12 protein-coding genes and 2 tRNA genes are annotated in these 13060 nt (G+C 59.6%); 5 read left to right on the top strand and 9 right to left on the bottom strand.

Going from position 1 to position 13060, the window contains the following annotated elements; all coding sequences use genetic code 11:
• Positions 1-8: 8 nt before the first annotated feature.
• Positions 9-1169, bottom strand: a complete 1161-nt coding sequence (locus tag ASE26_RS02420; protein ID WP_057245525.1) for a serine hydrolase — start codon at positions 1167-1169, stop codon at positions 9-11.
• Between the two features lie 66 nt (positions 1170-1235).
• Between ASE26_RS02420 and ASE26_RS02415 the strand changes: the two genes are divergently transcribed.
• Together ASE26_RS02415 and ASE26_RS02410 are read left to right on the top strand one after the other, a co-directional pair.
• The gene (locus tag ASE26_RS02415; protein WP_057245524.1) at positions 1236-1853 is read left to right on the top strand and encodes a TetR/AcrR family transcriptional regulator; all 618 of its coding nucleotides are present in this window, start codon (positions 1236-1238) and stop codon (positions 1851-1853) included.
• Entirely contained in the window at positions 1850-2704 is an 855-nt protein-coding gene (locus tag ASE26_RS02410; protein WP_055935441.1) for an alpha/beta fold hydrolase, read from the top strand. The genes ASE26_RS02415 and ASE26_RS02410 overlap by 4 nt, the downstream gene beginning before the upstream one ends.
• On the opposite strand, the gene ASE26_RS02405 is transcribed toward ASE26_RS02410, so the two are convergent.
• Positions 2705-3469 carry a hypothetical protein gene (locus ASE26_RS02405; protein WP_057245523.1) on the bottom strand — a complete coding sequence of 255 codons (765 nt, stop codon included), beginning with the start codon at positions 3467-3469 and terminating at the stop codon, positions 2705-2707. It lies immediately after the preceding gene.
• A gap of 125 nt (positions 3470-3594) precedes the next feature.
• On the opposite strand from ASE26_RS02405, the gene ASE26_RS02400 reads away from it, so the two are divergent.
• Positions 3595-4008 carry a GNAT family N-acetyltransferase gene (locus ASE26_RS02400; RefSeq protein ID WP_057245522.1) on the top strand — a complete coding sequence of 138 codons (414 nt, stop codon included), beginning with the start codon at positions 3595-3597 and terminating at the stop codon, positions 4006-4008.
• 298 nt (positions 4009-4306) lie between these two features.
• A complete protein-coding gene (locus ASE26_RS32025) occupies positions 4307-4768 on the top strand; it encodes an RDD family protein (RefSeq protein ID WP_055935436.1) in 462 nt (153 codons plus the stop codon).
• Between the two features lie 99 nt (positions 4769-4867).
• On the opposite strand, the gene ASE26_RS02390 is transcribed toward ASE26_RS32025, so the two are convergent.
• The 7 genes from ASE26_RS02390 to ASE26_RS02365 all read right to left on the bottom strand — a co-directional run bounded on the left by ASE26_RS02390 (position 4868) and on the right by ASE26_RS02365 (position 10246).
• On the bottom strand, positions 4868-5107 hold the full coding sequence (locus ASE26_RS02390) for a hypothetical protein (protein ID WP_055936373.1): 240 nt from the start codon (positions 5105-5107) through the stop codon (positions 4868-4870).
• Positions 5108-5163: 56 nt separating this feature from the next.
• Positions 5164-5241: transfer RNA gene (locus ASE26_RS30410), tRNA-Leu, on the bottom strand.
• Positions 5230-6108 carry a signal peptidase I gene (gene lepB / locus ASE26_RS02385; protein ID WP_057245520.1) on the bottom strand — a complete coding sequence of 293 codons (879 nt, stop codon included), beginning with the start codon at positions 6106-6108 and terminating at the stop codon, positions 5230-5232. The genes ASE26_RS30410 and lepB overlap by 12 nt, the downstream gene beginning before the upstream one ends.
• Before the next feature lie 54 nt (positions 6109-6162).
• Positions 6163-6238 (bottom strand) — tRNA-Asn (locus ASE26_RS02380).
• 27 nt (positions 6239-6265) lie between these two features.
• Positions 6266-7210, bottom strand: a complete 945-nt coding sequence (locus ASE26_RS02375) for a DUF4034 domain-containing protein (protein WP_055935433.1) — start codon at positions 7208-7210, stop codon at positions 6266-6268.
• A 325-nt stretch (positions 7211-7535) separates the two neighbouring features.
• Positions 7536-9719, bottom strand: a complete 2184-nt coding sequence (locus tag ASE26_RS02370) for a TonB-dependent receptor (RefSeq protein WP_055935431.1) — start codon at positions 9717-9719, stop codon at positions 7536-7538.
• A gap of 107 nt (positions 9720-9826) precedes the next feature.
• Positions 9827-10246 (bottom strand): cupin domain-containing protein, encoded by a 420-nt coding sequence (locus ASE26_RS02365; RefSeq protein WP_055935429.1) that lies wholly within the window; start codon positions 10244-10246, stop codon positions 9827-9829.
• A gap of 121 nt (positions 10247-10367) precedes the next feature.
• On the opposite strand from ASE26_RS02365, the gene ASE26_RS02360 reads away from it, so the two are divergent.
• Positions 10368-13031: a S8 family serine peptidase gene (locus ASE26_RS02360; RefSeq protein ID WP_055935427.1), complete on the top strand. Its 2664-nt coding sequence runs from the start codon at positions 10368-10370 to the stop codon at positions 13029-13031.
• The last annotated feature ends 29 nt before the right edge of the window (positions 13032-13060 follow it).

The following is a 13060-nucleotide window of genomic DNA, read 5'->3' as shown; positions in this document are numbered from 1 at the left end:
TGCGATCCTTAACGTGGCGCACTTAAGCTGCGCGCAATCGCGTCCCGCAATGCAAACAAATGCCGGTTGCCGTCGAACTCCGCGCGCGGCCCGTTACCGGTATGGACAATCACGACCCGCGCAACCGGATCGACAAAAATGTTCTGGCCGTTTACACCCCAGAACATGGCCCGGCCCCCGGCAGCCTGCGGTATCCAGATATGCAAACCATAATATGGCGGATGCGAAGGTTGTGGCCTGTCGGTCCGCAGCTCGGTCATCTTCGCAATCCAGTCGGCGGGAACCACCTCTTTTCCATTGACACGGCCCTGGTTCATCACGAGATATCCGAGCCGCGCAAAATCGTGCAGGGTTGCTGCGAACTGGCCTTGCACGCCCTCTTCGTCGTGGTAGTTCTTGATCCAGTACCCTTTGGCTTCCGCCCCCATCGGAATCCACAGCTTCTCTTGAAGGTAGCTCGTGAGGTTCTTCCCACCCACGCGCTGGGCCAGGGCGGCGCCCAGCAGAGCGGTTTGTGCGCCGTTGTATTTGAACACTGTCCCTGGCGCCGCGGCGCGCTCCTTTTTCCTGCCCAAATATTCGCGTATATCCTGCCGCGGGTAGATCAGCGGATTGACCGCCCGGTTATCCGAATCAGCGCCCGGCTCAAAGGAATTAAACAGCGCCGCCCCGGAAGACATGCGTAGCAAGTCTTCCACCGTGTCGTCGGCGAAGGCGCCCTCCTTGAAATCGGGCAGCACCGCCGAAATGTGTTCATCCAGCGCCAGCTTGCCCTCCTTGACCGCGATGCCCATCAGCAAGGCGAATATGGTCTTCGACATCGAGGCAGACAACAGGCTGTCGCCTGGCTTGCGGCCCTGCAGGTAGCGCTCGAAGACGATCTGGTCTTCTTTGAGCACGAGGAAACCAGTGGTACAGAATTTCGCCAGGTACTGCTCGAGCGTGTAAGTGTTGGGATCGTCGCGCAGCTTGTAACTCACCTCGCCCAGCGCCAGGCCTTGCTTCAGCGGGAATGGTACCGGCGCGGCATTTGCGGTGTTGTGTGGATTGCCGTTCTGCGGATTGAGAAAGCCCTCGGAACAGTCATTTCTTGCCCACGCCTGTGAACTCAAGGCAAGGCCGGTTACCAGGACCAGCGTGCCAAGGGAGGTGCCTCTAGTCTTTTTCATGCCGATGAGCTTAACCCGAAACGAAGAAACTTGACTAGAATAAAATTCTAGAACAGTATTCTAGCCATGACCCAAGTCGACCGAAAATCTGCCATCCTGTCCGCCTCCCTCGCCGTGTTCTGCGAAAAAGGGATCGAGGCCGCGTCGATAGAAGACATCCGCCAGCGCAGCCAGGCTTCGGTGGGGAGCATCTATCACCACTTCGGCAACAAGGAAGGCATCGCAGCTGCCCTGTTTACACAAGGACTGGATAATTATTGGCAGCAGATCAAGACCAACGTGGCCCAGGCCAGCAACGCCGAATTCGCCATCCATGCCATCGTCAGCACCCACCTGCAATGGATCGTCGAACAGCCCGACATGGCGCGCTTCCTGTTTGCACGCCGCCAGGCCGTCAGCGCCGAGCATGACGATGCGATCCGCCAGCGTACCGCGGGTCATTTCAAGGAAGTATTCGAAAAACTGAAACCCTGGTTCAAACAGGGCGTGTTGCGCCGCTTGCCGATCGAACTGTATGGTCCCCTGCTGCTCGGTCCCTCGCAGGAATTGGCGCGCAACTGGCTAGGTGGGCGTATTGGCTTCAATCCGCTGGATGCCATTGATGAATTGAGCAGCGCCGCCTGGCGTACGCTGGCCACCAACCCGGCCCATACCGGCACCTCTTACGGAGCACCGAAACGATGAGCGCCACCCGCCTCACGCTGCAAACCCAGGACGGCCAGCAACTGGCAGCCTACCGCCATGATCCATCGCATGCGCCGCGCGCACAAGTAGTAATCGCGCCCGGCATGGCGATTCCCCAAGGCTTCTACGCCACCTTCGCCGCATTCCTGGCGGGATTGGGGTACCGGGTGTGGACTTTTGACTACCGCGGCATGGGCGAGTCGCGCGAAGGCCCGCTGCGCCGCTGCAAGGCGGACATCACCACCTGGATTGCGCTCGACCTGGAGTCCGTCGTGCAGCACGCTCAAAACCAGGACGCCGCACTTCCCCTATTCCTGCTTGGCCACAGCCTGGGAGGCCAGACAGCGCCACTGCTGCCGTCCATCGGCAAGGTGGCGGGATTGATCAACATCGCCGTAGGCAGCGGCGCCACGCGCCACAACCAGCCGCGTATCCAGCGTACTGCACCGCTGCTGTGGTACGTGCTGACGCCACTGTTATGCAGGCTGCTCGGTTATTTTCCCGGCAAGCGCCTCGGCATCCTCGGCGACATTCCGCGCGGCGCAATGATGCAATGGCGCCGCTGGTGCCTCACGCCGGACTACCTGCTCACCGGCGAACCCGGTGCACGCGAAGCGTATGCCAGCGCCAGCTTCCCTGTTCTCGGCCTCACCTTCAGCGACGATGAACTGCTGCGCGAATCAGGCTCGCGCATGCTGCATGAGGCATACACCAGCGCCAAAGTTGACTACCGCGTACTCAGCCCCGGCGCATTCAACCAGGAACGCATCGGCCATTTCGGCTTCTTCCGCTCGCACCAGGAAAAAGTACTGTGGCCGCTGGTCGGCGAGTGGCTCGAGCAGCATTGCTGATTACTGCGCCAGCACACCCGGCAGAATTGCTTCCATCGCGTATTCAAGCGCCGTACGGACATTCTTGACTTTGTCCGCCCCCGTCATTTTGTTGAAGGTATCCATGCCGGAAGAATCGGCTGATGGGCGCGCCAAGATGAAAGACTGCTTCGCGGTACCTTCGCCAATCACGTTCAGGGAGTCCGCCTCCAACAGGCGGACGCGCACATAAGCGAAAGGCGCAACCATGCCGCGCGACCGGGTATCGTCACGGCGGTTGAGGGTATCGATCATGTCGTCTACATAGAAGCCCAGGCCCTCAAGTGCGCCGCTTCCCACTGTCGCGTCGAGCAGCTTGATCGCAGCGACGCTACGGAATTTGCTGATGACGATCGCATGGCTCACTCCCTGCTCTTTCAACAGGGTTTTCAAGTAATCGCGATCCTCCACATGCTGCTCTGGATGCTCGAACAACTCGTTCTGGGCACCGTACAAGCCCTTGTCCTGCGTCGTCATCAGATCCAGCTTTACATTGGGCAGCAGTTTAAGCAGCAACGAGCGGGCCGCGATAATCGCGGCCTGGTCAAACACCTGGTCTTCCATCGGTCGCACTTCGACCGGTGAACTCTCTGTCCGGCTTCCAACCTGATGGCGCTGCACATGCAGGGCCAGGCTGTTGCCGGCCAATGAAAGCACGGCAACGCTACGGATTGGAGCAGTTTCAGCCCGTACGCCCACGCTCACGAATGCCAGCAGGACGGAGAAGAAAACTTTGGCAGCGGACATTCCTGGAATCCTCATTAATTTCAACTAATGCAACATTATAGGTGCTGCCATTAGGCATCATGGTTGCAATGAACCCACACTCCTAACAAGAACGAAACAGTTATCAATTTGGTAAAATTAAACGCATGAATATCACTGCCATCACCTACGCGGTTGAAGCCGGCGTCAGCGTCGACGAGTTCCGCAACCTTCTGGTCACATCAGGCCTGGGCCGGCGCCGTCCGGTGGACGACGCCGCACGCCTGGAGGCCATGCTCGCAAACGCCAACCTGGTTTTAACGGCACGCATGGACGGGAAACTTGTCGGTATCGCGCGTGCGATAACGGACTTCTCGTTTGCCTGCTACCTGTCCGACCTTGCAGTCAGCGACGAGGCGCAAGGACAAGGTATCGGCGCACGCCTGATCGAAGAAATGCGCACCCATCTCGGGCCTACCGTCAGCCTCATACTCAGCGCAGTGCCGGAAGCAGTGCCCTTTTACCAGCGCATCGGCATGGCCCCGCTGCCCGACTGTTTTTGGCACCGGCGCGAGTTCTAGTACTTGTTCCGTTCAAATGAAAACGGCCCCGAAATTTCCGATCGACTCTTTCCAACTGCTGCCGATAGTGTTTCTGGCGCACACGCCGCTAGCATTTGCCTGCGCCATGCAAAGGCTGTGGAAAGACGATGCGTGGCAAAGGCTCCGCCAAACATGAAACCATCATCACGGCACTGGCCACTCCCAGCGCACCACTTGAGAATTGAGACAGTGTCTGAAAATGACTGTCAGATGGGTTAGAGTCCTGCTTGACGCGCAAACGGCCAATATCGACGTTAGCTTACCTAGGAGAGTTTAATTGTCCTTTGACCAAAATCCATACGCCCCAGGTAGCGCGCTAGCGCAGAGGGAGCGGGTTTCTGGGGAACCTGCTTCAGCCACTCGCCGCTTTTGGACTTTTGTGGCCGACACGATCGCCATACGTATAGGGTTTCTGGCTCTGGAGATCGTATACGGTGTGTGCTATGGCCTGGAGGCGCTTGGGGAACTAAATGGCGTCAAGTGGTGGGGCGTCTACATAATTTTTTATGTCGCCTACTACGTTGCACTTGAGGTACTTTTCGGCAGGACGGTAGGAAAGCTTTTGACCGGCACGCGCGTTGTGACCAGTGAAGGGCAAGCGCTATCTATACCTACCGCACTGCTGCGTACGTTTTGCCGCTTAATTCCACTCGAGCCGATGTCGTTTTCATTGGGTGAGACGTGGTGGCATGATTCACTCAGTCGGACGCAGGTCGTGCGTACGCGAGGCACAAGCTAATCCAAGCCGACACCCCTTCCCGGTGCGGCAATTCTTAAAGCAGAGTACAAGCTCGCGTTGCTCCGGCACCGAGCGTCGCTGACATCGAGCCGAGAACGGTCAAACGCTGATAATCTTGGTGGCGTATTCGTGCGCACCAGACTTTTTCCTGGCGGCCCATGCCACGGCTTCCTGCGCCTGCGCCATCGTCAGGATTGATGCCTTTTCCTTGTTCTTGATGAAGGAGACGCCCTCAAACACGCCCTCCTTGCTGCGCATGACGCGTGCAAAGACCGGCGGCTTCTCCGGCTCACTGAGTTTGTTCTGTTGAATCATGTAGTGCTGTTCGTTGTTTTCCATTTTCATTCCTCGTAATGCAAAAAACCAAGCTGTGAAGGCTGGCCTTCTTATTGTATTGGCTCCCCGACCTGGACTTGAACCAAGGACCTGCGGATTAACAGTCAACAGATCCGCATTCCAATTCAGAACGGGGAAAACACCTTGACGACCTTACCGACTACATGGTCTGCCGGTACGAATCCCCATAGCCGGCTGTCGGCGCTGTTATTGCGATTGTCGCCGAGGACGAAATAATGCCCATCGGGCACGCGGCACTCTATGCTGTTTTCCGTAAAGTGGCACTGGTCCCTGGAGGGGAAAGTACGTTCCTGCCAGTAGGGAAAGCCCGCGCCTTGTGCCAGAATCGTATATCGCACATCCTGCAACTGCTCTTCGACCAGGCCCGAGTCATCAAGCTGTTTATTGGGCGAAGGCACACCGTTCAGCGTTACCTGCGTGCCTTCCACTTTAACTATATCGCCCGGCAAGCCAATCACGCGCTTGACATAGGTCGTTGCCGGCTTCAGGGGGAAGTCGAAAACCACCAGGTCGCCGTGTGCCAGATTTGCAGAACTGCCGCGCCCCAAATTGAGCCCATAGGCGCTGTAATGCCCATACCCGGCTTTTTTCGCCAACAGGATTGCCCCTTGCGGCAAGGTAGGCTCCATGGCGACCGACGGCACGCGGAATGGCTCGTACAGGAAAATTCGAACTGCCATGATCGGGACCACGAAAGCGGCAGCGATCGCCAGCATTCCTTTCGCCCGCGAATACCATGGACGTACCTGCAGCACGACGCGGCGAACCACGAAAAACATGAATACCGGCAGCACCAGCGACATCGCAGTGGCCACGTACATCAACGCCGCAAGGCCAGGAAAGATGGTGCCAACTACAGCGCACGCCAAGACAAGAATGGAGAAGCCGATAGCCCACCGCACCTTGCCGATATAGAGTAGCCCAAGCGGGCTCGAAAACAGCGACAGTACGACTGCCACCCATCGCTTGGGTTTCCATTCCATTTGTAATCTCCAATGCAAAAAGGCCATGTCGTGAAACATGGCCTTTTAAAATTCTGGCTCCCCGACCTGGACTCGAACCAGGGACCTGCGGATTAACAGTCCGTCGCTCTACCGACTGAGCTATCAGGGAAAAGAGGCCGCATTATATCGACCCAATTCAGGTTTGCCTAGTCCCCTGGAATTTTTTTTCGCGGGCAGGCGCAACTGCGGGACTTTTCGCCATCTCACGGTCGCAAACTTCAGGTTTCCATGAATCCGGCCACAGATGTTCGACAATATTGTCGCCCAGCTCTCGCCTTAACTTTGCGTAGGTGGCGCGGTCATTCGCACGACATGCAAAGGCAGCGAACTTGTTCTTGTTGTAGATCTGATCCGGATAACGCTGCAACAGGTCCTCAAAGCCAGCCTTCATGGTTTTCCAATCGGGATCGCCCGGCCGTCCGAAAGAGAGCGCGTCGTCGCAATTGCAGTCTCTGGACCAGAACAGGCGTGCATAGAGCCCGTCCCCCTCTTCACGCTGCGAGAGTTTGACTGCCTGGCGCGCAAAGCGCTCGAAATCACCAGGATTCGCGCCCCACTTGACCTCCATCGAGCGGCCCATCGCGAAATGCACTTGCTGCGATGCCGGGAACGCCTTCACCGCCTCGGCGTAGGCCGAGTTGATCTTGGTGCGTGACGCCCCGCTGTTGATCAGTGTCGAAATATTCAAGCTGTGCCACACCGGACAGTTGCCCGCCATCGCTTTGCTCTCTTCCAAGCGGGCCGAGGCCTTTGCCAATCGCTCGCGGAACAACTCCCATGCCGCCTCTGGAACGCTGCTCGCGTATCCGCCGCCGCGTCCATACCAGGCATAACTATCCCAATACATGACCTCAACGATTGCTTGCGCTGCCGAATCAGGCGATTCGCTACGCCATTTTTTCAGTTTTGCGCCCACGCGATCCCAGTCCCTCCAGGCGTCGAACATCGGATAAAAAGCCGAAACGAAGACCAGCAATTCTGGCTGCCCATCAGGCAAGCGCGAATCTGCCGCGCATAACGCTTGCAGTTGCTGGTCCAGTTCCTGGAAGCGATCCATGCGCCAGCTTTCATGCACGCTCATGCCGCGAGTGCTGATGATGCTTCGTATCTCACAATGTTTAGTGACCACGCCATCTGCGCACGGCAGACCGAAAGGAATCGGAGGCAGCTGGGACGTAGTAATGGGAGGGGCAGCGCGGCAGGTCAAACTGGCAGCACCCAATATGGCAAGGGATAGCAGGCGGGTTAGCAAACGCATTTGATGACTCTTCTCAAAATCAAAACACGCATTATGCTAAACATTTCCATATGGAAATATATTCAATTGTCACCAAAAATGAAAAAGCGGCCCGAAGGCCGCTTGCGATGGCGAAGCCGCACACTCATGCGGCGGCTTCAGCCCGGGATCAGAACGAACCTTTGAACTGCACGCCAAACTGACGTGGCTCGTTGATGAAGCCGGTCAGGTTGTTGAAGTCGATGGCGCCGGTGATGCGGCGCTGGTCGGTAATGTTGCGTGCGAAGGCTGCGACTTCGTACTTGCCGCCATCCCAGTTGTAGCCAACGCGCAGGCCGCCTTCGGTCAGCGGAGCGCCGGTGAATTCAACTGCTTCATACAGGAAGAAGTTCACCTTCGAACGGTAGGACCAGTCGGTCACCACGAACAGGTTGCCTTCGGCCAGCGGGTAGTTGTAGCGGGCGTTCAGGTTGATGATCCACTTCGGCGCCTGTGGCAGCGCATTGCCGTCGATGAGCACGCGGCCGGACGCATTGATCGGATCCAGCACGGTGCACTGCGCGCACTTGTTCAGGGACAGCGAAGGATCGCGGATCTCGGTGAAGTTGTACGACGCGCTGGCGGACATCTTGAAGTCGTTGGTGATGAAGCCTTCGATCTCGCCTTCGATGCCGCGGCCCTTGGTCTTGGCAGCGTTGATCAGCTTGGTGACGTTGGAGTTGCCGCCGACCACGGTCAGCTGCTGGTTCTTGACGTCGTAGTCGTACACGCTCAGGGAGGCGCGTGCGCGGCGGTTCCACAGGTCGGCTTTTACACCGGCTTCGATCGACGTGATGGTTTCGGCGTCAGCCACGGTGATCGGCACCGAAGTCGAAGCAGCAGCGATCGATGGTGCGCGGAAGCCGGTGGCGTAGCGTGCGTACAGGCTGACGTCGTTGTTCAGCTTATAGGTACCGCTCAGGTCCCAGTTGAACTTGTCCTTGGACTCCGAAACCGACTTAGGACCAACCAGGGTGGTACCGGTGGTTTCCAGGGTGTCGAAATCCTTCTTGTCTTCAGTGTAGCGCAGGCCGCCGCGCACGGTGAACGCGTCGTTCACGGCATAGTTCACGGAGCCGAACAGCGCCCAGGCTTCGTTCTTCTGCTGCGATTTCACGCGCGAAGTCTGGGTGCCGGCAACGTTGAAGTTGTCCTGGCCTGCCACTGCCTTCTCGTCGAAGTAGTACACGCCTGCCTGCCAGTTCATCGGGCCGGTGTACTTGGACTCTACGCGGAACTCTTGCGAGTACTGCTTGATGTCAGGTACGAAAGCGCCGGTGGCAACCTGGAACGGCACGGCAGGTGCATCGCCTGGATTGCCGCCGTCGATGTCGCCGCGCGAGTTGTAGCGGGCCACGGCTTCATAACCAGTGATCGAGTACAGCTTGTGCGCGCCCAGGTCCCAGCTCATGCGCACATTGGCGCCCTGGGTTTTCAGTTCCTGGTCTTCGCGGCCGTTGATGGCGATGCGCTCAGGATCGAAGCCGTCGACGAAGGTATTGGAACCCTTCTTGATGATGTTGGCGCGGAACAGGCGCGAGCTGCCGGTGGTCTGGCGCTGGTGCACGTTGAACAGGGCATTGAACACGCCGTTCGGCTGGTACAGCACCTGCACGCGCTCTGCGTGCTCGTTGTAGCCTTCCAGCGCATCAGGCTGGCCGGTGAAGGTGTTGCTGACGAAGTCGTCGCGGTGCTGGCGCAGAGTCGATACGCGCAGGGCCCACTCTTTCGACAGCGGCACGTTGGCGGCTGCTTCCAGGTTGACGGTAGCATCGCTTGCGTAGGAGACGTTGTAGAAGCCTTCCACGCCGCGCAGGCTTGGCTTGGCCGATTCGAACTTGACCACGCCGGCCGGGGTGTTACGGCCGAACAGGGTGCCTTGCGGGCCACGCAGCACTTCCACGTTGGCCAGGTCGAACATCGGGTAACCCTTCAGGATCGGGTTTTCCTGCACCACGTCGTCGTAAATCAGCGAAACCGGCTGCGAGGCGAACACGGCGAAGTCGGCGTTACCGTAGCCGCGGATGTAGAAGCGCGGGAATACACGGCCGGTCGACGATTCGACGTTCAGCGACGGCGTCTTGCCCGCCAGGACGCGAATATCCTGTCCGCCGGACAGCAGGATGTCCAGCTTTTCGGCCTTGAACGAAGATACGGACACCGGCACGTCGCGGATATTCTCGGCGCGGCGCTGTGCGGTAACGGTCACTACTTCCATTTGGCCGGCTGGGGCCTGGGCTGCTTCCTGGGCCATGGCGGCCATCTGCACAGTGGCCAGGCTCACCAGCACGTGCATCTTGGACAACTTCATCATGTTCTTTCCTTGTGGGCGGTTTGATGGATGTCCCCTATTCTCCCCACAGGTTGCGGTCTGTCGCCGCAAAATAGCGCGCATTATATACCCACTATAAGTTTCAAGCACTATTCCTTGACCGTCAGTGTGCTACCCACAGCTCCCGCATAGAACACCAGCAGCTTGACTGGCCCCTTGCCCACATTGCGGCCGTTATGCAAGGTATTCACCACTTCGGCCAGTGCCTGTCCGGCCACCACCCGCTTGACGGTCCCGTCTTTCAGGCTCACTTCCAGTTCGCCTTCCAGCACGTAGCCGAACGACGGCACAGGATGCAGGTGCCAGCCGGTTTCGCCGCCAGGGGCGATTTCAACCAGCAGCGCCGTGACTTCCGCCTGTCCGCCCGGATAGGCCAGCGCCGCGCCATTCCAGCTGGACGGCGACTGCAGCAATCTGGTGACCTTGATGGCAGCGGACTGCTCCAGCGCCAAAGCAGGCTGGGCAGCGAAGATGGCGAACACGGCAACGACAGAAGCGAAGTTTTTCATGGCTGTCTCCGGTTGGTATATGCCGCATGATAGACGCAGGTCAAAGCCCGATCAAATAGCCCTCTTAGACTGGTTTGATCCCCGCAACAAAAGGGGATTCCCGAACTCGCCAGGAGACATCATGAAGAATTTTCCGCAAGAAATGAGCCATGCCTCGGGCGCCACGCTGGCGCTCGATACCACCCGCCTTCTCGTCGCACTCAAACAGCCGAAAGAGCGTGGCGCCGTCGAACAATGCCTGCACAGCGTGGACCTGTTCCTGGAAGACGAAGCGGATGAAGGCATGGTGCCGGGTGAACGCGTCAACCATACCAAGACCCGCTACTTCGTGCAGTCGCGCCGCCCGCTGGATGACGGGCGCCTCGCCAGGATCGAAGAGGCCGGCGCCCAACTGGGGATCGACTGGATCGGACCGGTTTACCGCCAGGCCGGCCAGCGCGGCCGCCGCGCCCTGATGGCGCCCCTGCCGCACGTAGCCCTGGTCAAGCTGCGCCAGCGCGATGCAGGCTTCAAGCTGCCGGAAGGACTGGGCGCTAAAGGCGCGGCCGAACCGGCGATCCAGGAGGTCGTGGAAAAATCGCGCTACCTGAATGGCCACCATTATCTACAGATCAGCAATATCAAGGAGATCAACGCCTACCAGCTGCGCGAACGCCTGCGCCAGGTTCCCAACGCGCCGATTTCCGACTTCCAGTTCGAGACCATGCCGCTGCTGACGCCGACCTCGATCGCTCCCAACGACACGCTGTTCCCGCAGCAGTGGGACATGACGCGCATTGAAGCGGGCGGCCCCGGCACCACCGGCTGGGACATCACCACCGGCGCCGCCACCACCGTGGTCTGCGTGCTCGATGAAGGCTGCGACCTGACCCACCCCGACCTGCGCTTCGCCGCCCCCGGCATCAACCTCGGCACCATGAGCGGCGACGGTTCACCTACCGGCAACCACGGCACCGCCTGCGCCGGCATCGTGGCCGCCACCTACAACAACGGTACCGGCGTCACCGGCGTCGCCGGCGATGCGCGGATCCTGCCGGTCGCCTTTGACGCCTGGACCGACGTCGAAGTCGCCGCCGGCATCAACTACGCCTCCGCCAATGGCGCCAGCATCATCAGCATGAGCTTCGGCTGGAACGGCTGGAGCCCGGCCATCATCGATCCCGCCATCCAGAGCGCCTTCAATAACGACCTGGTGATGTGCGTTGCCACCCACAACTACAATGGTCCGATCACCTATCCCGCCACCAATCCGCTGGTGATCGCCGTCGGCGCCTCGGACGAAGTCGACAACCGCAAAACGCCGGGCAGCCCGGACGGCGAACCCTGGGGCTCCAACTTCGGCCCGCAGATCTCGGTGGTATCGCCCGGCGTGCACATCCCGACCACCGACCGGCAGGGCGCGGCGGGGTACAACGCCACCGACTATGACCTGGTATTCAACGGCACCTCCTCCGCCACGCCGCATGTGGCCGGCCTGGCGGCCCTGATCCGCAGCGTCTACCCGACCCTGGACAATATGCAGGTGCGCGGCCACATCGAACGCACCGCACAGAAAGTTGGCGCCGTGGCGTATGCCGACACTGCAGGCAAGTCGAACGGCAGCTGGAACCAGGAGATGGGCTACGGCCGCATCAACGTCTTCCGCGCCCTCGATGAAGCGGATGTGATGATCAAGGATGCCCCGTCCGACAGCGGCAGCGAGCCTTTCAGCGGCGGCAATTTCTGGGACTTCTCCGACATCGTGGTGCGCATCAACGACGACAACGTCTTTGTACCCAGCGACCCGCTGCAATCGAAGAACGTGGAACGCGGCCAGGCCAACTACATCTACGTGCGCGTCACCAACAAGGGCGCCCGCGACGCGCGCAATGTTTCGGTCAGCACCCGCATTACGCCGTACGTCGGGCTGCAGTTCGTCTATCCGCCCGACTGGAGCCAGGTCGACGCCATGCACGTCAGCCCCACCGGGATCACCACCAGCTTTGCCAACGTACCGGCCGGCGGCACGGTCATGGCCAAGTTCCGCATCGAAGCGGCGCAAACGGAAGACCTGTATGGCTGGCAGGCCAACCACCCATGGCACCCTTGCCTGCTGGCCGTCGTCAACTCCGACAACGACTACGCCTTTGCCACCGCGCCGCTGACCGGGGACCCGATCAGCGCGCGCCGCAACAACCTCGCGCAGCGCAACCTGTCGGTGATCGACGTGCTGGCCGGCGCCGGCGCAGCCTTCCCCTTCGTGGCGGGTAGCCGCTACAACCGTGAAGCGCGCATGACGCTGGTGATCGACCGCAGCCACCTGCCAGAAACCATGCCGCTCACGCTATCGCTGGATGAAGATGGTTCAGCCTTCCCTGCCATCGATTTCGACAACCAGGTCGACCCGGTGCCGGGCCAGACCCACGGCGATGAAGACATGAAAAAGGACTGCGGCCTGGTCTTCCTGCAAGACACCCGCGTCAAGACCCGTTTCGCCTGCTGTTGCGGCATTTTGACGCTGGCGAAAGGCTCGCACTTCGACTGCCTGCCGCATCGCACACTCGGCAATGTGGCTGTGGAAGGCGGCGACGTGGTGCTACGCAATGGCAAGCGTTATGTCGAAATCCGCCAGTCGGTGGTCAGGGTCACCATGGAAAAAGACGCAGCCATGATGTATCCGCTGGCGCTCCAGACCAGCGTCCCAGCCGCCTCCGCGCCAGGAAGCCAGTACCAGATCAACGTGGCCCAGCTCAACGATCAAGGGACGCCGGTGGGCGGTGCTTCCATGGTCTACCACGTCGCCTGACGGCGCGGCTTGTCCGCAAACCCGCAACA

This window comes from Duganella sp. Root198D2, from assembly GCF_001428585.1.
GTDB lineage: Bacteria > Pseudomonadota > Gammaproteobacteria > Burkholderiales > Burkholderiaceae_D > Rugamonas.
Note: the sequence above shows the minus strand (reverse complement) of the source record. Positions and strands in the feature narration are given on the sequence as shown.

What these genes read in the sequence shown, in the direction of transcription:
- ASE26_RS02420 (WP_057245525.1), bottom strand. Translation starts at nt 1,169, where the DNA reads ATGAAAAAGACTAGAGGCACCTCCCTTGGCACGCTGGTCCTGGTAACC.
- ASE26_RS02415 (WP_057245524.1), top strand. Translation starts at nt 1,236, where the DNA reads ATGACCCAAGTCGACCGAAAATCTGCCATCCTGTCCGCCTCCCTCGCC.
- ASE26_RS02410 (WP_055935441.1), top strand. Translation starts at nt 1,850, where the DNA reads ATGAGCGCCACCCGCCTCACGCTGCAAACCCAGGACGGCCAGCAACTG.
- ASE26_RS02405 (WP_057245523.1), bottom strand. Translation starts at nt 3,469, where the DNA reads ATGTCCGCTGCCAAAGTTTTCTTCTCCGTCCTGCTGGCATTCGTGAGC.
- ASE26_RS02400 (WP_057245522.1), top strand. Translation starts at nt 3,595, where the DNA reads ATGAATATCACTGCCATCACCTACGCGGTTGAAGCCGGCGTCAGCGTC.
- ASE26_RS02390 (WP_055936373.1), bottom strand. Translation starts at nt 5,107, where the DNA reads ATGGAAAACAACGAACAGCACTACATGATTCAACAGAACAAACTCAGT.
- lepB (WP_057245520.1), bottom strand. Translation starts at nt 6,108, where the DNA reads ATGGAATGGAAACCCAAGCGATGGGTGGCAGTCGTACTGTCGCTGTTT.
- ASE26_RS02375 (WP_055935433.1), bottom strand. Translation starts at nt 7,210, where the DNA reads ATGAGCGTGCATGAAAGCTGGCGCATGGATCGCTTCCAGGAACTGGAC.
- ASE26_RS02370 (WP_055935431.1), bottom strand. Translation starts at nt 9,719, where the DNA reads ATGATGAAGTTGTCCAAGATGCACGTGCTGGTGAGCCTGGCCACTGTG.
- ASE26_RS02365 (WP_055935429.1), bottom strand. Translation starts at nt 10,246, where the DNA reads ATGAAAAACTTCGCTTCTGTCGTTGCCGTGTTCGCCATCTTCGCTGCC.
- ASE26_RS02360 (WP_055935427.1), top strand. Translation starts at nt 10,368, where the DNA reads ATGAAGAATTTTCCGCAAGAAATGAGCCATGCCTCGGGCGCCACGCTG.